This is a genomic window from Mesorhizobium erdmanii USDA 3471 (assembly GCF_000472705.1).
Taxonomy (GTDB): domain Bacteria; phylum Pseudomonadota; class Alphaproteobacteria; order Rhizobiales; family Rhizobiaceae; genus Mesorhizobium; species Mesorhizobium erdmanii.
This window is the reverse complement of record NZ_AXAE01000016.1, coordinates 129,734-145,697: the sequence shown is the minus strand read 5'-3', so window position 1 is coordinate 145,697 and position 15,964 is coordinate 129,734. Positions and strand designations below refer to the sequence as shown.

Below are 15,964 nucleotides of genomic sequence, written 5' to 3'. Positions count from 1 at the left end.
GGACACGCCAGCGTTATCTCATTGCTTGGGTGACCGGAGCGGCGGACCGCTTCGCACTGGCCGCTTGCGCCGCGCCGGGAACGCGCGTTCAATCGTGATCAACAAGGGCGACCTCAGAACCAGCGGTCATGGACGAAAAGAAGGCAGCAATCCTTGGCGAAATACCGCGCCTGCGCCGCTACGCTCGCTCGCTTTTGCGCGACCGCGATTCTGCCGACGACCTCGTTCAGGATTGCCTCGAACGCGCGCTCATGCGGCTCGACAACTGGCAGACGGGAGAAAGCCCCAGGAGGTGGCTGTTTACGATCATGCATCATTTGTTCATCGACCAGATGCGCAAGGTGAACCGTCGCGGCGAAGCGGCCATGCTGCCGCTGGAGGCGGGCGAGGCGGTTGCCCAGCCGGCCGAGCAACTGGACGGCATCGCCTCGCGCGAGATCATCGACGCTTTGCAAGCGATCAGCACCGATCGCCGCGCGGCCCTTGTCATGGTTGCAATCGAGGGCTTTTCCTATGCCGAGGCCGCCAACATTCTGGGCGTACCCGCCGGCACGCTGATGTCGCGCATTGCGCGCGGGCGTGAGGAATTGCGGGGGCTGCTGGACGACACGGCGCGCCGCCGCACGATAAGGATCGTCGAGAAATGATCCGCCGCGATTTTTCCGAACGTGACATCCATATGGCGCTCGACGGCGAACTGCCGGTCGATGAGCGTGCCGCCTACGGTGCCTGGCTAGATGCCAATCCCGAGATGAAAGCCAGAAGCGCCCGCTTCACCGCCGACCGGGAGGCGTTGCGAGCCGCCTTTGCCGGCGTGCTGGACGAGCCTGTGCCGGCGAGCTTGCGCAAGGTGGTGCTCGGCGAAGCGCCTGCCAGGTTTGCCGCGCCACGCTCGCGCTGGTGGCTCGCCGCCGCCGCGGCCGTGCTTTTGGCCACGGGCGGATTTGGCGGCTACTTTGCCGGTATCGACGGTATCGGGCAGGAGAATTCGGCAGAGGATCAACTGGCCGAACAGGCGATCGCGGCCCATGTCATCTACGCCGCCGAGCAGCGGCATGCGGTGGAGGTGCCGGCCAGCGACAAAGACCATTTGCAGACCTGGCTGTCCAACCGGGTCGGCCTGAAGCTGGTGGCGCCGGACTTGACCGCGAACGGCTTTCAACTGGTCGGTGGCCGGTTGCTGCCGGCCGGCGAAAGCAAGGCCGCGATGCTGCTCTACGAGGACGACAAGGGCGAGCGTATATCCCTCTTCGTCACCGCGGAATCGACGGCGAGCAGCAAGGGTACCTATGCCTCGGCGCAGGACGGCCCGCAGGCCGTCTACTGGCTGGACAAGGGCTACGGCTGCGCCGTTGTAGGCTCCTTGCCGCGCGAGCAATTGGCGGTCGTGGCCAAGAGCGCTTACGGCCAGCTTCTGGCGGGCCTTGCTAGCTGAGCCGAGCACAATTCTCGTGGCCGGCGGCTCTTCAAAACAGCGATCCTGTTCAAAGCCGGCGCGCTTCCCTGCCGCCGCGGAAACTGTCACAATTCGGCCCTAATCAAGGAGCGATAGCGCTTGATGAATACCGGCGCTTCGGCCGGTGTTTGCGACACTTTTGACCGGGCCGTTTCCGCAACCCAATCGAGGTTTTCTCTAGTCGCATGCCTGCCGAGATCCGCACGGCCCGCGCGTCTGACGTCGATGATCTCGCCGCGATCGAGAAAGCCGTTTTCTCGAGCGATCGCATCTCCCGTCGCTCCTTTCGTCTGTTCATTGAGCGCGAGACGGCCGAGACCTTGGTCGCTGAAGTCGATGGCCGCGTCGCCGGCTACGCTATCGTGCTGTTTCGCAAGGGCAGTGGGGTGGCGCGGCTTTACTCCATAGCCACAGGCCCGTTTTTTGGCGGGCTGGGTGTGGGCCGCATGCTGCTGGGCTCGGCGGAGGACGCCGCCTTCGAACATGATCGCATGATGTTGCGACTCGAAGTGCGCGAGGACAATGACCGCGCCATCCGCATCTACGAGCAGGCCGGTTACCGCAAGATTGGCCGCGAGCCGGGCTATTACGCGGATGGCGAGACGGCGCTTCGCTATGAGAAGACCCTGCGCGGCGACATTCCGATCGCAACCAGGGTGCCGTTCTATCAGCAGACCTGCGAATTCACCTGCGGCCCATGCTGCCTGATGATGGCCATGGCTAATTTCGACAGAGGCTTCGTGCCCGACCCGGTGATGGAAATCCGCCTCTGGCGGGAGGCCACGACCGTCTTCATGATGTCGGGACCGGGTGGCTGTGAGCCGTTCGGCCTCGCTGTTTCCGGGTACGAAAGCGGGCTCGCTGCCGAGGTTTTTGTTTCCTTTTACGGCGCGTTGTTCCTGCAATCGGTGCGCAGCGAGGACAAGCGCCGAGTGATGGAACTGGCCCAGGTCGACTTCCGCCGCCGCGCGGAACTTTACGGCATCCCGGTGAATTACCGCCCCTTCACCATCGACGACATCAGAACCGCGATCGCTGGGGGAAAACTGGTGCTGGTGCTGATCAGCGGCTTCCTGATGTTCGGCAAGAAGGTGCCGCATTGGGTACTGGCCATTGGCGATGATGGCGACCATATTCTGATCCACGATCCCTGGGTCGAGGACGAAAGGCAGGAAACCATCCTTGATGCCGCCAACATTCCAGTGCCCTACGGCATCTTCATGAACATGGCGCAGTTCGGCCGCGACGGACTGCGTGCCGCCATCACTTTGGGGAAGCGCGACACACAATGACCTGGGTCATCCTTACCGGCCGGCAGAGCGATCTCGACCAGGTGGCGACACCGCACAAGATCATCACCAATCGCGACTATCTCGCGCATCCGGCGCTGTTTCGCGGCCAGCGGCCGAAGGTCATCAACCTGTCGAACAACTATGGCTACCAGAGCCGCGGCTACTATGCCTCGCTGCTGGCGAGTTCGCGCGGCCACAAGGTCATCCCGACCGTCGAGACGATGATCGACCTGTCGGAGCGCAAGCTCTACGAGCATGCGCTGCCGGAACTGGAACTGGCGCTCAACAAATGCCGCAAGGATCTCGGCGGCGCCTTTCCGGCCAAGGTCTGCATCTTCTTCGGCATTGGCCCCTCGAAAGTCTGGGACCGTTTCGCCAAGCTGTTGTTCGACTGGTTCCGGGCACCGGCGCTCGAGGTCCATATCAAGGACAGCGCCGAATGGGCATCGATCCGCAAGATCGGCTTCCATCCCTTGGCCCGCATGACCGAGGACGAAGAGAAGAGCTTCATCCAGTGCCTGGAGACCTACACCAACCGCGAATGGCGCGACACCAAGGGGCGCACGCCGGCGCGCTACACTTTCGCCACGCTGGTCGATCCGCATGAGGAGTTGCCGCCGTCGGAAATCTCGTCGTTGCGCTACTGGGCCAAGATCGCCGAGAAGATGGGCGTCGAAATCGAGCCGATCACCAGGAAGGATCTCGCCAAGCTCGCGAACTACGATGCGCTGTTCATCCGCGAGACGACCTCGATCTCCAACCACACCTATCGGTTCGCCCGCCGCGCCCAGCAGGAAGGCATGCCGGTCATAGACGATCCACTGTCGATGATCCGTTGCACCAACAAGGTCTATCTCAACGAACTGATGACCTACAACAAGGTGCCGGTGCCGCCGACGGTGATGATCGCCGGCACTTCGGATTTTGAACTCGCGGCACAGACACTGGGTTTTCCGCTGGTGCTGAAGATCCCGGATTCGTCCTTCTCGCGCGGTGTCAAGAAATGCGCGAACCTGGAGGAACTGACGCAACTTGCAACCGAATGGCTGGAGGATTCCGACCTTCTGATCGCCCAGAAATTCATTCCGACCGAATATGACTGGCGCGTCGGCGTGCTCGGCGGCCAGCCGCTGTTCGCCGTGCATTATCTGATGGCCAAGAAGCACTGGCAGATCGTCAACCACAAGGCCAACGGCAAGCCCGACCAGGGCGGCATCAAGACGTTCACGCTGAAGGAGACGCCGGCCCATGTCGTCGAGACCGCGGTCAAGGCGGCGCGCTGCATCGGCGATGGCCTCTACGGCGTCGACCTCAAGGAGACCAAGGACGGCGTCTTCGTCATCGAGGTCAACGACAACCCCAATCTCGACCATGGCTGGGAGGATTCCGGCGAGAAGGACGAGGTCTGGGTGCGGCTGACACAGTGGTTCCTCGAGCGGCTCGACCGGCCGGGGCGGTAATCCAACCAAGGGGAAACCATGCAGTTCATTGTCATCGAGGACTTCACCGGCTGCGACCGCAAGGATATCTACCGCCGTTTTCGCGATCGCGGCCGCCTGAAGCCCGATGAGCTTGTCGTGCACCACTCCTGGATCGCGGCGGATATGAGCCGCTGCTTCCTGCTGGTGGAGACGGACGACGCTACCCTGCTGCAGCGCTGGGTCATCGAATGGGCTGATCTTGTCGAGTTCGAGATCATTCCGGTGGCGACCAACAAGGATATGGTGACAGCCTTGAGCGGGCACCTCTGAACAGGAGCCTGACCGGTTAACGCAGCACCGGCGAGCCCACCACGCGCCGGCATTCGTCGATCAGCCAATCGCGGAAGGCCGCCACGACATCGCGCCCTGAGCTGCGCTCCGGGACAGTCAGGCAATAGGGCTGGCGCAGCGCGATCGCCCTGACAGCGGGCCGAACCAGCCTGCCGTCCTCCAGCGCCTCGGCGCAATAGACCCCTTGCGCCAGCGCCACGCCGAGCCCCGAAATGGCGAGGTCGAGGGCCGCACGCGACGAGTTGGCCGAAAGGCCACGCTGCGCTGCCCGGCCGGGCTGGATACCGGCAGCCTCGAACCAGTTGCGCCATGACGGAAACGACGCGCCGGTCGGACCCCAGTCGGTATGGATCAGCGGCAGCCCGCCGAGCGCACCGTCATCAGCCTTGATTGCGGCGGCAAGCCTTGGCGCGCAGACGGGATAGACGGCGTCCCGCACGATGTCCTCGGTCGGGTGCTCGCGATAATGCGGACCATAGGAAAGCCTGACGTCGATCAGGTCGCGGTCAAAGGGCACCGGATCGTCGTCACCTCGCAGCGATATGTCAGCGGCGCCGTGGCTGGCAACGAAGCCGGCGAGGCGTTGCGAAAGCCAGCCCATGGCCATGGATGGCGGCACCGACACCACCAGGCGCGGGCGAAAAGCATCGCCGCCCAATTCGCGCGAGACGCTGCCGATTTCCTGGAAGGCCATGGTCAGCCGTGGCAGCATTTCCACGCCGGCCTCCGTGAGCATGACCTTGCGGTTGACCCGATGGAACAGCTTGCGGCCCATCTGCTGCTCGACGGTGCGGATGAGCTGGCTGATCGCGGCGGCCGAAACGGAAAGCTCTTCCGCCGCCGCGGCAAAGCTGCCTGTGCGGGCCGCCGCCTCGAAAGCCTGAAGTCCTTTCAAGGATGGAGATGTGGCCATGATCGCCCGATAGATAAGATCAGCTTATCCAAATTGCAGGAATCGTCGTTTTTGGAAAGCTTTTTCACCAACTAGAGTGGATCTCATCAAATCGCCAGCGTGGATCGAATCCGATGGACCATCGCCAGATAATCGCGTCATTGACCCCGCAAGAGCGCAGTCGCCTGACCGCCAAGTCCGACGCTGCGGGTCTCGTACAACTCGGCGCTCACTGGGGGGCGATTGTCATCATCGGATCGCTGATTGCAGCCAGGGTGCCATTCTGGCCGCTGCTGATGTTGCCGCAAGGCATCCTGATCGTCTTCCTGTTCACGCTGCTGCACGAGACGGTTCATCGCACCGCCTTCGAGACGCCGTGGCTGAACGATGCCGTGGCGCGGGTATGCAGCCTGGCGCTGGCGTTGCCGGCCGACTGGTTCCGCTATTTCCATTTCGCCCATCACCGCTTCACCCAGGATCCCGAGAACGATCCGGAACTGGCTTTTCCCAAACCGGAAACGCTGCGGCAATATCTCGTGCATGTCTCAGGAATTCCGATGTGGTGGGGTCATCTCAAGACGCTCTACGCCAATGCGGCCGGCGGCAGCGAGGAAAGCTATGTGCCCCCGAAAGGCCGACCCAAGGTTCGGACCGAGGCGCGTGCCATGATAGCCTTCTACGCCGTCGTCATCCTGCTCTCCGTCTATTTCCGGCTCACTGTGCTTGTCTATGTCTGGATCATTCCCGCTCTGCTCGGTCAGCCCTTTCTGCGCCTCTACCTCCTGGCCGAGCACGGCCGCTGTCCGTTCGTTGCCAACATGCTGGAGAACACGAGAACCACGCTGACCAATTGGGTGGTGCGCAAGCTGGCCTGGAACATGCCGTTCCATGCCGAGCATCATGCCTATCCCGGTGTGCCGTTTCATCAATTGCCGCGGTTTCACGCACTGATCGAGCGGCATCTCAAGGTGGTCGAGCCGGGCTATGTCAGCTTCCATGAAAAATATCTGGAAACGCTGCGCTGACCTCGCGCCGCTGCCATCAGCCGGCTTGGCTGTGCCACGCCCGCGACTTCAGCAGCCGAACGATGTCCGCTGCCTTCGACGGCACGCCGATCAGATAGCCCTGCGCCTCGACACAGCCATTGTCACGCAGCATGTCGAGTTGCTCCTCGGTCTCGACGCCCTCGGCGGTGACGACAATGCCAAGCTCGGTGCCGAGCCCGATAATGGTGCGGACGATCGCCGCCGTGTCGCGATTGCCCATGTCGCGGATGAAGGAGCGGTCGATCTTGATCTTGTCGACCGGGAAACGCCTGAGATAGCCGAGCGAGGAATAGCCGGTGCCGAAATCATCCAGCGCGATGCGGATGCCGAGGTCGCGCAACTGCTGCAGCGTCTTCAACACGGCCTTGCTCTCGTCCATCAGCACGGTTTCGGTGATCTCCAGCTCCAGCTGTCCGGCCGGCACGCCGGAAAAGGCCAGCGCAGAAATGACGCTGCGGGCAAACCCGCCGCTTTTGAGCTGAACGGCCGAGACATTGACCGCGATGCGCAACCCAGGAGGCCAGCTTGCCGCCGCCGCACAGGCCTTTCTGAGCGCCCACTCGCCAAGCGGCACGATCAGGCCGGTTTCTTCGGCAACCGGAATGAATTGGTCCGGCCCGACGGTGCCACGTGCCGGGGAATGCCAGCGCATCAAGGCCTCCGCGCCGATGATCTCGCCCGAGGCGATGTTCATGATGGGCTGGAAATCGAGATCGAATTCCTGCCGCGGCAGCGCAGCCTCCAGGTCGACCTCGAGCGCCCGGCGGGCCTGTACTATGGCGTCCATTGCGGGCTCAAAGAAACGATAAAGGTTTCTCCCTTCGCTCTTGGCCCGATAGAGCGCCGTATCGGCATTCTTCAGCAGCGTATCGGCGTCCCTGCCGTCTTCTGGGAAGATGGAGATGCCCAGGCTGATGCCGACATGCATGTCCCGGCTCCTGTCGCGAAACGGTTTCGCGATCGCCTCGACGATGCGCTTCGCCAGTCTTTCGGCGTCGGCGATACCCCTGGAATTGAACTGCAGGACGACGAACTCGTCGCCGCCGAAGCGGGCGACGATGTCCGTCTCATTGCGCAGGCAACGCTGCAGCCTCTCAGCCACGCTTTTCAATAGCCAGTCGCCGGCAGGATGTCCCCAGGTGTCGTTGATCGCCTTGAAGCGGTCTAGATCGAGCGAGAAGATTGCCAACGGTGGTGCCGTGGTGTCCTCCAGTGCCAGGTCGAGCCGTTCGCGGAACATCGAGCGGTTGGGCAGTCCAGTCAGCGTGTCGTGATGCGCAAGATGGATCATGCGCTCCTCGGTGCGGCGACGTTCGGTGACGTCGTCGAAGGTCACCACCCAGCCGCCGCCGCTCATAGGCCGGCGTGTGACCAGAACCGTCCTGCCGTCGGCAAGATAGCGATAGGCCGAATGGGGTTTCCCCGCTACCAGGCAGGCTTCGGTTTTGGCGACTTCGCTGTCGACGTCGATCTTCGTGTAGATGCCGAGTTCCAGCAGTCGTTCGAGCGCGTCGCGGTGCGTCGCTCCAAGGGGAAAGTCCGCCGCGGTAACGTTGTAGAGCTCGAGAAAACGCCTGTTGCGCACGATCATCTTGCCGTCTCCGTCGTACATCAGCAGGCCTTGCGACATGTTGGCGAGCGCGGCGTCGAACCGGCGGTGCTGCTCCTTGAGATCCTGCTCGGCGCGTCGTTGTTCGGTTATGTCCTCGTAGATCGAGACCCAGCCGCCTAAGGCCAGAGGGCGGTGCGAGATACTGATGATGCGACCATCCGAAAGCATCTCTTCGTAGGTCGAAGCCTTCGCCTGGTCGATATAGGGTTTGCGGATGGCATAGAGCTCGTCGGCGCTTTGCGAGGCGATGCCGATGTCGGCGCTGTGCCGCAGGATGTCGATGAAATGGATGCCCGGCCGTATCAGCTTGGCGTCGAGGCAGAAGATCTTGAGGTAGTTGCCGTTGCAGATGATCATGCGCTCGTCGGCATCGAACATGCACAGGCCATGCGACATGTTCTCGACAGCGGCTGAAAAGCGTTCGTTCTGTTCGCGCAGCTCGTCTTCCATGCGGCGCGAGCGCTCCACGCCTTCGGCGACCCGCTCCGGGACGACCGAACCATCCTTGACATCCACGACGGGCATAGGGCGCGCCTGCGGTGCGTGATCGAACACCACACTGTTGTCCCTACCGGTTAATTTAGCGTTTTCTACCCTAACACCGAGGTCGCAACCGGGTGCCGCGACGTCTCAAGCGTCGAAAAGCGTTTGAGGAACGCATTCTGCGCTGAGGTCACCGAGCGCGGCGTGAAGTCGAAACGCTCGGCGGAAAAACCACGTGGACGGCCGAAGAATTCGGTCGCTTCCGCGGTCGAGAAGCCGGCAAGCAGCGTCGCCTCGAAATAGGCGGCGATCTGGTCGGCGCGCTTGATGTCCCTGCGCAGCGCCGCGGCCGGTTCGGGAGGCAGCGAGAAGCGCAGATGGATGGCGCGCTGCAAGCGCAATTCGCAATCCTTGTAGCTGCCACCCATCACCGACTTGAACGGCGAGATCATGTCGCCGATGACATATTCAGGCGCGTCGTGCAGCAGGGCGGCGAGCCGGTCGGTCGCCGAAGCCTGCGGCACCAGATCGTTGAACAGGGCTTCGACCAGCAGCGAATGCTGGGCGACCGAAAAGGCATGCTCGCCGCTGGTTTGGCCGTTCCAGCGGGCGACGCGGGCAAGCCCATGCGCAATGTCCGAGATCTCGATGTCCAGCGGCGAGGGGTCGAGCAGGTCGAGCCGGCGACCGGACAGCATGCGCTGCCAGGCGCGTGGCGGCGCGCCGGCGCGGTCCGCCGCCATCAGGCTTCCTCCGCGCTGACGGATTCCTGCGGGAAATTGAATTTGGCCCAAGCGGGAATGGCCATCGTCACCGGCACATCGCCGGCAAGGATCGGCTGGCCGGCGTCCAGCGCCGCCTTGACCCTGTCGATGCGGGCAATGGCAAGCCCTGACGTGCCGGCACTTGAGCCGAGCGTGCCGACCGACCGTCCCTCGACCGTCAGTTCGGTGCCGGAAGCCGGCAGGGGAAGTCCGGCCTGGACAATCAGCACGCGCCGCCTTGCGGTGCCGCGATGCTGCATGCGCGAGACGACTTCCTGGCCGACATAGCAGCCTTTCCTGAAGCCGACGCCGCCTGTCTCGTCGAGCAGCACGTCATGCGGGAAGGCGTCTCCCAACGCATAATCGGCACCGCTTTCGGCGATGCCGTGGGCGATGCGGAAGGCCTGCCACGCGGCGATGTCGCCGGCGTCTGCAGCGCCGGCATAGGAGCGCATGACGCTTTCGTCGCGAAAGCGCCGGTCGGCAACCGCTGTTGAATCGCTTTCTGAGGCGATTGACTCTTTTCCCCACATGATAGCGACAAGCGCTTGTTCCGACTTGGCAATCTCGACCTTGGCGCGAAGCTTGTAGAGCGTCAGTCGGTGAATGAAATCATCTGAAATGTCGGTCCGGCATTCGAGCCGGAAGGCGTTCTCACCGGCACGCGAGATCAGGAAATCGAACAGGATCTTGCCTTGCGGCGTCAACAGAGCGCCGGGCTTGGCTTCGCCGGCGCCAAGCGTATCGAGATCGGTGGTCAGGATATTTTGCAGAAAGTGCTCGGCGTCCGGGCCGGAGACGAAGATGAGCGCGCGGTCTTTCAGCAGGGCAAAGGGCATGGGGCGGATAAAAGCCTGATCTTGCAAAACGGTTGGCCATTACGTAAGCCGCTGACACTCCCCCCGCAAGAGAGCATGACCATGACCTACGACCTCATCCTGACAGGCGGCACAGTGGTCAACCATGACGGTGAGGGGGCGCGGGACATTGGCGTGAAGAATGGGCGCATCGCCGCGATAGGCGATCTCCGCCAGGCCTCGGCCGGCGAGACGATCGACTGCCGCGGCCTGCACCTCCTGCCTGGCGTCGTCGACAGCCAGGTGCATTTTCGCGAGCCGGGACTGGAGCACAAGGAAGATCTGGAAACGGGCTCGCGGGCTGCGGTGCTTGGCGGTGTCACCGCGGTGTTCGAGATGCCCAATACCAACCCGTTGACCACCAGCGAGGCAACGCTTGCCGACAAGGTCCGGCGCGGTAGCGGCCGCATGCATTGCGACTTCGCGTTTTGGGTCGGCGGTACTCGTGACAACGCCAGGGACGTCGGTGAGCTCGAGCGGTTGCCGGGCGCGGCGGGAATAAAGGTCTTCATGGGATCGTCCACTGGTGACCTGTTGGTCGAGGATGACGAAGGCGTCGCCTCGATCCTGCGCAACACACGCCGTCGTGCCGCGTTCCATTCCGAGGATGAATTCAGGTTGCGTGAGCGCCTTGGCGAGCGCATCGAGGGCGATCCGTCATCACATCCGGTCTGGCGCGACGAGATCGCCGCCTTGCGCTGCACCGAGCGGCTGGTGCGTATCGCGCGGCAGACCCGCGCCCGCATCCACGTCCTGCACATCTCGACCGCCGAGGAGATCTTGTTCCTAGAACAGCACAAGGATGTGGCGACCTGCGAGGCGACGCCGCACCATCTGACGCTGAGCGCCGAGGACTATCCCAGGCTCGGCACGCTTATCCAAATGAACCCGCCAGTGCGTGCCTCGCGCCACCGCGACGGCGTCTGGCATGGCATCGCGCAGGGCATCGTCGACGTGCTCGGCTCCGATCATGCACCACACACGCTGGCCGAAAAGGCAAAACCGTATCCGGCTTCGCCTTCGGGCATGACCGGTGTGCAGACACTGGTGCCGATCATGCTTGACCACGTCAATGCCGGTCGGCTGACCCTGCAGCGTTTCGTCGACCTGTCCAGCCACGGCCCGCAGCGCATTTTCGGCATGGCCAGAAAAGGACGCATCGCCGCCGGTTACGATGCCGATTTCACCATTGTCGACATGAAGCGACGCGAGACCATCACCAATGCACAGGCCGGCTCGAAGGCGGGTTGGACGCCTTATCATGGCAAGGAAGTGACCGGCTGGCCGGTCGGCACCGTCGTTCGCGGCCGCCGCATCATGTGGGACGGCGAGATCGTCACGCCTGGGCAAGGCAGGGCGGTGGAGTTTTCCGAGGCACTTCCGGGATAGGCGACCTAATAACAAGCCGCGCTTTCCGCATCCCCTTGGATCTACCGCAGTCCTGACCGGATGGGGCACAAGCCCCAGTCCGTCATTACTGGTCATTATGCGGCTCTGATCTATGCGGCTTCAATTTTTTCAAGCCGCATGCTGTCTTGCTCGGACGCAATTTTGACTGAAAGTCGTTTCAGGGTTTTGTTTTAATTGGTCGGCAAGTAAACCACCGAGACAATTTCTAGTTATCGTCTTTGGGAGGAATCATGATCAAACATACATTCGCTACCCTATTCATTGTGGGTATGACGACAATTTCAGCAAATGCACTGGATACCCTGACGCAAGGCGTGTCTGAATTGAGTGGATCACATTTCAGCTACCCCGTCGTCGATCTGGGTTCGAATAACAGGCGCATAGAAGTCATTCACGACAGAAAAAAATATGATGGACCGTTGGCGACGATGTCATTCCGGGATCGCCATTTGCAAGTTTTTGGAATGGTTGCAGGATTGATCAAGGGTAACTGCCAAAATGGCGTTAGTGCATTAGGAGGCATAACAATAAGCAGGGATCCGGAGCAGGATGAGGATCCCGATGCAGAGCATCCACAGTACTTCACGTGGGAATATACTTGTAAATAAACAGGAAGGCGATGCTCCCCGTCCGCAGGGCCGCTCAATCCCCAGCGACGAAAAATGTCCACTCCCCGGCGGGCGTAATGCCGACGCGATAGAAGATGTAGGCGCCGAACTGCTTCATGTCGTCGAAATCGCCTGCGGTGACGATCTTGAACAGCTCGACCCGTTGCCTGGCGTCGAGCTTGTCCAGCGGAAGTGAGAAGAAATACGGCCAGACATAGAGTTCCTGGGGCGTTCCCGCGTCGACATGGACATAGCCGGCACTGAGCACTTCCTCCAGGATGGCCAGGATTTCCTGGCCGTCAGGATCTCCGGATAGCCCTTTGAGAAAGGTAATGGCGTCGCCATCGATGTCGGCCAATGACAGCTGGGTCATGCTGTCGCCCTTGCCGATCAACGGCCGGAGCTTTTCAATGTCGCCGCTCTTGCAGGCTTCGATGATCAAATCATGCATGCGCCGCACGGGCTCGGGCAGCTTGCCGAGGTCGTAGACGACTTCCGGCAACGGCGCTTCGGGATCGACACGCGGCCTGTTGCTGCCGCCATCCGATGGAATGTTGGGCTCCGCCGCGTCCGGAGCAGCCGGCTGCTGGCCGGTCGATGGCGGCGTTCCCACCGGGTCAGGCATGGGAATCGCGCCCCCGGGCGAAACGTCGTCATCCGTTGACGGTGTGACAGGCGAGGGGAGCTCTTCGCGCTTGATCTCGCTCAGTGCATAGGCCGGGCTGCTTGCCAGGCACGTCACAAAGGCAATCGCGGCACAGCAAGCGGCGAGGCGGATGTAGAGGACCAGGCCCTTCGGTTGGCCTGACATCGGAAAATTCACTGCCCGTATCTCCTTGGCTCCGGGCATGATGCCCAAACGGCACTCGATCGTCAAAGAACCAATGTCGGTTCAGTGCCGCAGCCGCTCGGGTTCGAAGGCACCAGCAATCACCTTTTCACGCATGCGGTCGAGCAGGGCAAGGGCCGATGTCTCGCCGTTGGCGCGCAGCATTTCGCCGAATGCGGTCTCAAGCGCCGCTTCGGCAATGATCTCGGGCTCGATGCCGGCCGAAAGGCCTTCCGCCCAGGCTTCGCTGTGGCTCTCCACCGCCGTCAGGCGTTTTTCTTCCCTGACCAGCGCGTCGATGTCGTTGACACCATGTTCCATAAGCGATGTCCACCCTTTCAAGCGGCAACCCATCAGTGTGGATCAGGCTTGATCTGTTCCGTTACACGCAGCCTCAAGTAAGTATCTGTAAATACGACATTTTTTTGATCGTCTTTTACAGCAGGCGGCTATGTCTGGCGAAGCTGCGTTTCAACCCGGAACAAACTTAGCCGATTAGGCCGGCCTGCGGGGTGAAAACCTTCAGTTTGAGTTAATTCCGCATTCGTGCGGTAACGTTTGATTAACACTGTTGCAGAAGTGCAACATCAGGATTGCACCAAGTCAGGGACCGAGACAAGCTTGATAAGCCCGTCGTCGCAGGCGTGAGCGCGAATATCTGTTGATGGAGGCTAGTTTCCGTAGCGCGACGCGATATCGCGCGACAGCGTCTCGCCTTCCTTCATGTAACGGCTGATGGCTTCGGTGGCCGAAGCGGTGCACTGGGTATAGGTGCCGCCGAAGGAACGATAGCCGCGATTGAAGCTGGCGATGAAGCGGGCGCGTCGCTCCGGGTCCGGATTCTCCGAATCGAGCAGTTTTTCCATTTCGCCACGCCACTGGTCGCCCTTCTCCCCGCACAGATTGCGTAGGAAATGCAGCGACCCCAGAACCTCCGCCAGCCGCATCAGCCCCGGCTCGAACGGCGACTCGGCACTGAACGCAGGCTGTGTTGCCACAGCCATACTGACGGCAAGGCACAAGGCGACAAGAAACGGAGGGCGGCTCATGAGCCTATGTGGCCAAACAATTTGTCGCCTGCAAGGCGTTTGCGGCGCGGCGGTTGGAGAAATTCGGCGGCTTCAGGGGGAACCAGCAGGCCGGCCAAGCAGATCTTCCGCCACAGCGAACACCGAACCGGCAAGCGGCAGGGTCGCCATCTCACGCAGCGTGTAGAATGCGGCTGTCTCGGCATCGTCGCTGGCCACGGCCTCGCCGCCGGCATAGGCCGCCCCGAAGACTGTCAGGCGGTAATCGACCGGGTGGCTGTCGTCCCTGCCGTCGATATGGATTTCCCGAAGCGGGCGAAATCCGGTGGCATGCAAACCGGTCTCTTCCTGCAGTTCACGCTTCGCGGCATCCTCCAGCGTCTCGCCGGCCTCGACCTTGCCTCCCGGAAAGGCATAAAGCCCCCGCGAGGGCTGCCGTGCTCGCTTGACCAGCAGTACGGTGTCACCACGCACGACGGCCACCGAAACGGCCGGAAGTGTCTTGCGCTGTTCGTTCATGGCTTCGATCGGGCTCGATGGCAGGTCTGTTGTGGACCGCCCAGCATGAGGAAGCTTTAGCGGTTGCGCAACGCCGGTTCCATCGCCACCTTCATTCCATACCATTCGAAGGGCACCCATCGACCATGTGCGGACGTTTTGCCTTGACCGCGCCGCCGGATCAGACCGCTGCCTTTCTCGGCTTGGCCGAGCTGGAGGAATTTCCGGCGCGCTACAACATCGCGCCGACGCAGCCGGTGCTGGTGGCGACCAGCGCCGCTCCGCGGGCGCCGGGCTCCAATTTGCCGGACCGGCAATCCATGCTGGTGCGCTGGGGGCTCATTCCCGCCTGGGTCAAGGACACCAGGGAGTTTCCGCTGCTGATCAATGCACGCTCGGAAGGGGCAATCGAAAAGGCCTCGTTCAAGGCCGCCATGCGCCATCGCCGCGCTTTGGTGCCGGCTTCGGGTTTTTACGAGTGGCGGCAGAGCGGGGGCAAGAAGGGGCAGCCTTACTGGATACGGCCCCGGCATGGCGGCCTCGTCGCCTTTGCCGGCCTGATCGAGACCTATGCCGAGCCGGGCGGATCGGAAATGGACACCGGCGCCATCCTGACGGTCAACGCCAATGCCGACGTCGCCCACATCCACGATCGGATGCCGGTGGTCATCGATCCCAGGGATTTCGCCCGTTGGCTGGATTGCCGCACGCTGGAGCCGCGCGATATCGCCGACCTGCTGCGGCCGGCGCAGCTCGATTTCTTCGAGGCGATCCCCGTATCCGACCTCGTCAACAAGGTCGCCAACACCGGCCCGGAGATTCAGCTGAGAGGGGAGATCGGGCCGGAGCCCGAGAAGGCCAAGCGCCACAAGCTTGGCGCCGACGACAGTCAGATGACGTTGTTCTAGCTGAAGCTGTTATCTGGAGGCGCATATGAGCGCCTCATGCCCGGCGCCTTTCGCGCCGGCCGCGCATCGCTTCAGGCGGCGCGGGGCGATACGATCTTCGGCGCCGGCTTCTTCTTCTTCGCGGTGTGAAGAAGGGCGGCGACGATCGCGGCCGGCCCGATCGCACGATAATGGCTTGCCAGCGCCGGTTGCTTGGCGCGGGTGGCGTCTTGCTTGCTTCGAGACATGTTTCTCTTCCCAGGTAACGTTTTCGTGTTCGCGTTTGACCGTCGAATCCGACCAAATCGTGACGCTTGGTGATCTAGCCGGCGAATGTTTCATGACTGTGCCGACATGTTTAATAAAATGTTTCACTGCCTGATTCCGTGTGATCGAGCGACGTGTTCGCCAGTCTCGGCGACGTTTTTCCTGGCAGTAGCGACTTGACGGCAACACTGACCGAGGCGATAAAGCCGCCCATGAAAACGTCTTTCGCCATTTGTGGCATTTGCATTATTGGCTAGCCTCGC

Annotated in this window: 18 protein-coding genes; 9 read left to right on the top strand and 9 right to left on the bottom strand. The window is 62.0% G+C overall.

Features of this window, described 5'->3' with window-relative positions:
* The first annotated feature begins 128 nt into the window (after positions 1-128).
* From A3AU_RS0113745 to A3AU_RS0113725, 5 genes are all read left to right on the top strand, one after another.
* Positions 129-647, top strand: coding sequence for a sigma-70 family RNA polymerase sigma factor (locus tag A3AU_RS0113745; RefSeq protein ID WP_027053353.1), 519 nt, complete (start codon positions 129-131; stop codon positions 645-647).
* A complete protein-coding gene (locus A3AU_RS0113740) occupies positions 644-1,435 on the top strand; it encodes an anti-sigma factor family protein (protein WP_027053352.1) in 792 nt (263 codons plus the stop codon). Before A3AU_RS0113745 ends, A3AU_RS0113740 begins: the two co-directional genes overlap by 4 nt.
* A gap of 206 nt (positions 1,436-1,641) precedes the next feature.
* Positions 1,642-2,748, top strand: coding sequence for a peptidase C39 family protein (locus A3AU_RS0113735; RefSeq protein WP_027053351.1), 1,107 nt, complete (start codon positions 1,642-1,644; stop codon positions 2,746-2,748).
* Positions 2,745-4,208, top strand: coding sequence for a RimK family protein (locus A3AU_RS0113730; RefSeq protein ID WP_027053350.1), 1,464 nt, complete (start codon positions 2,745-2,747; stop codon positions 4,206-4,208). Before A3AU_RS0113735 ends, A3AU_RS0113730 begins: the two co-directional genes overlap by 4 nt.
* Positions 4,209-4,226: 18 nt before the next feature.
* Entirely contained in the window at positions 4,227-4,499 is a 273-nt protein-coding gene (locus A3AU_RS0113725) for a DUF3303 domain-containing protein (RefSeq protein WP_027053349.1), read from the top strand.
* 16 nt (positions 4,500-4,515) lie between these two features.
* Here the strand turns inward: A3AU_RS0113725 and A3AU_RS0113720 are convergent, their stop codons facing one another.
* Complete coding sequence (locus A3AU_RS0113720; RefSeq protein ID WP_027053348.1) at positions 4,516-5,433, bottom strand: LysR substrate-binding domain-containing protein; 918 nt, start codon at positions 5,431-5,433, stop codon at positions 4,516-4,518.
* Positions 5,434-5,546: 113 nt separating this feature from the next.
* Between A3AU_RS0113720 and A3AU_RS0113715 the strand changes: the two genes are divergently transcribed.
* Positions 5,547-6,437, top strand: coding sequence for a fatty acid desaturase family protein (locus tag A3AU_RS0113715; protein WP_027053347.1), 891 nt, complete (start codon positions 5,547-5,549; stop codon positions 6,435-6,437).
* A 16-nt stretch (positions 6,438-6,453) separates the two neighbouring features.
* Here the strand turns inward: A3AU_RS0113715 and A3AU_RS0113710 are convergent, their stop codons facing one another.
* The 3 genes from A3AU_RS0113710 to ygfZ form a co-directional block, all read right to left on the bottom strand.
* The gene (locus A3AU_RS0113710) at positions 6,454-8,595 is read right to left on the bottom strand and encodes a putative bifunctional diguanylate cyclase/phosphodiesterase (protein ID WP_027053346.1); all 2,142 of its coding nucleotides are present in this window, start codon (positions 8,593-8,595) and stop codon (positions 6,454-6,456) included.
* 65 nt (positions 8,596-8,660) lie between these two features.
* A complete protein-coding gene (locus A3AU_RS0113705) occupies positions 8,661-9,296 on the bottom strand; it encodes an HD domain-containing protein (RefSeq protein ID WP_027053345.1) in 636 nt (211 codons plus the stop codon).
* The gene (gene ygfZ / locus A3AU_RS0113700) at positions 9,296-10,156 is read right to left on the bottom strand and encodes a CAF17-like 4Fe-4S cluster assembly/insertion protein YgfZ (protein ID WP_027053344.1); all 861 of its coding nucleotides are present in this window, start codon (positions 10,154-10,156) and stop codon (positions 9,296-9,298) included. The genes A3AU_RS0113705 and ygfZ overlap by 1 nt, the downstream gene beginning before the upstream one ends.
* 75 nt (positions 10,157-10,231) lie before the next feature.
* Here ygfZ and A3AU_RS0113695 point away from each other — a divergent pair, with 75 nt between their 5' ends.
* Both A3AU_RS0113695 and A3AU_RS1000000137860 read left to right on the top strand, forming a co-directional pair.
* Complete coding sequence (locus A3AU_RS0113695) at positions 10,232-11,563, top strand: dihydroorotase (protein ID WP_027053343.1); 1,332 nt, start codon at positions 10,232-10,234, stop codon at positions 11,561-11,563.
* Positions 11,564-11,814: 251 nt separating this feature from the next.
* Positions 11,815-12,192, top strand: a complete 378-nt coding sequence (locus tag A3AU_RS1000000137860) for a hypothetical protein (protein WP_081709522.1) — start codon at positions 11,815-11,817, stop codon at positions 12,190-12,192.
* Positions 12,193-12,226: 34 nt separating this feature from the next.
* Here A3AU_RS1000000137860 and A3AU_RS0113690 read toward each other — a convergent pair whose 3' ends face one another.
* From A3AU_RS0113690 to A3AU_RS0113675, 4 genes are all read right to left on the bottom strand, one after another.
* Positions 12,227-13,015: a hypothetical protein gene (locus A3AU_RS0113690; protein WP_027053342.1), complete on the bottom strand. Its 789-nt coding sequence runs from the start codon at positions 13,013-13,015 to the stop codon at positions 12,227-12,229.
* Positions 13,016-13,084: 69 nt separating this feature from the next.
* Positions 13,085-13,342, bottom strand: a complete 258-nt coding sequence (locus A3AU_RS0113685) for a hypothetical protein (RefSeq protein WP_008874920.1) — start codon at positions 13,340-13,342, stop codon at positions 13,085-13,087.
* A gap of 350 nt (positions 13,343-13,692) precedes the next feature.
* Positions 13,693-14,070, bottom strand: a complete 378-nt coding sequence (locus tag A3AU_RS0113680) for a TIGR02301 family protein (protein ID WP_027053341.1) — start codon at positions 14,068-14,070, stop codon at positions 13,693-13,695.
* Positions 14,071-14,142: 72 nt separating this feature from the next.
* Complete coding sequence (locus tag A3AU_RS0113675; RefSeq protein ID WP_027053340.1) at positions 14,143-14,568, bottom strand: NUDIX hydrolase; 426 nt, start codon at positions 14,566-14,568, stop codon at positions 14,143-14,145.
* 125 nt (positions 14,569-14,693) lie between these two features.
* Between A3AU_RS0113675 and A3AU_RS0113670 the strand changes: the two genes are divergently transcribed.
* Positions 14,694-15,455, top strand: a complete 762-nt coding sequence (locus tag A3AU_RS0113670; protein WP_027053339.1) for an SOS response-associated peptidase — start codon at positions 14,694-14,696, stop codon at positions 15,453-15,455.
* Positions 15,456-15,526: 71 nt separating this feature from the next.
* Here the strand turns inward: A3AU_RS0113670 and A3AU_RS1000000139835 are convergent, their stop codons facing one another.
* Positions 15,527-15,682 carry a hypothetical protein gene (locus A3AU_RS1000000139835; protein ID WP_081294303.1) on the bottom strand — a complete coding sequence of 52 codons (156 nt, stop codon included), beginning with the start codon at positions 15,680-15,682 and terminating at the stop codon, positions 15,527-15,529.
* Positions 15,683-15,964 lie beyond the last annotated feature (282 nt).

Coding starts and splice junctions, on each gene's coding strand:
- A3AU_RS1000000137860 (WP_081709522.1), top strand. CDS start 11,815: ATGATCAAACATACATTCGCTACCCTATTCATTGTGGGTATGACGACA.
- A3AU_RS0113680 (WP_027053341.1), bottom strand. CDS start 14,070: ATGAGCCGCCCTCCGTTTCTTGTCGCCTTGTGCCTTGCCGTCAGTATG.
- A3AU_RS0113735 (WP_027053351.1), top strand. CDS start 1,642: ATGCCTGCCGAGATCCGCACGGCCCGCGCGTCTGACGTCGATGATCTC.
- A3AU_RS0113720 (WP_027053348.1), bottom strand. CDS start 5,433: ATGGCCACATCTCCATCCTTGAAAGGACTTCAGGCTTTCGAGGCGGCG.
- A3AU_RS0113675 (WP_027053340.1), bottom strand. CDS start 14,568: ATGAACGAACAGCGCAAGACACTTCCGGCCGTTTCGGTGGCCGTCGTG.
- A3AU_RS0113745 (WP_027053353.1), top strand. CDS start 129: ATGGACGAAAAGAAGGCAGCAATCCTTGGCGAAATACCGCGCCTGCGC.
- A3AU_RS0113705 (WP_027053345.1), bottom strand. CDS start 9,296: ATGGCGGCGGACCGCGCCGGCGCGCCGCCACGCGCCTGGCAGCGCATG.
- ygfZ (WP_027053344.1), bottom strand. CDS start 10,156: ATGCCCTTTGCCCTGCTGAAAGACCGCGCGCTCATCTTCGTCTCCGGC.
- A3AU_RS0113740 (WP_027053352.1), top strand. CDS start 644: ATGATCCGCCGCGATTTTTCCGAACGTGACATCCATATGGCGCTCGAC.
- A3AU_RS1000000139835 (WP_081294303.1), bottom strand. CDS start 15,682: ATGTCTCGAAGCAAGCAAGACGCCACCCGCGCCAAGCAACCGGCGCTG.
- A3AU_RS0113710 (WP_027053346.1), bottom strand. CDS start 8,595: ATGCCCGTCGTGGATGTCAAGGATGGTTCGGTCGTCCCGGAGCGGGTC.
- A3AU_RS0113670 (WP_027053339.1), top strand. CDS start 14,694: ATGTGCGGACGTTTTGCCTTGACCGCGCCGCCGGATCAGACCGCTGCC.
- A3AU_RS0113730 (WP_027053350.1), top strand. CDS start 2,745: ATGACCTGGGTCATCCTTACCGGCCGGCAGAGCGATCTCGACCAGGTG.
- A3AU_RS0113695 (WP_027053343.1), top strand. CDS start 10,232: ATGACCATGACCTACGACCTCATCCTGACAGGCGGCACAGTGGTCAAC.
- A3AU_RS0113725 (WP_027053349.1), top strand. CDS start 4,227: ATGCAGTTCATTGTCATCGAGGACTTCACCGGCTGCGACCGCAAGGAT.
- A3AU_RS0113685 (WP_008874920.1), bottom strand. CDS start 13,342: ATGGAACATGGTGTCAACGACATCGACGCGCTGGTCAGGGAAGAAAAA.
- A3AU_RS0113715 (WP_027053347.1), top strand. CDS start 5,547: ATGGACCATCGCCAGATAATCGCGTCATTGACCCCGCAAGAGCGCAGT.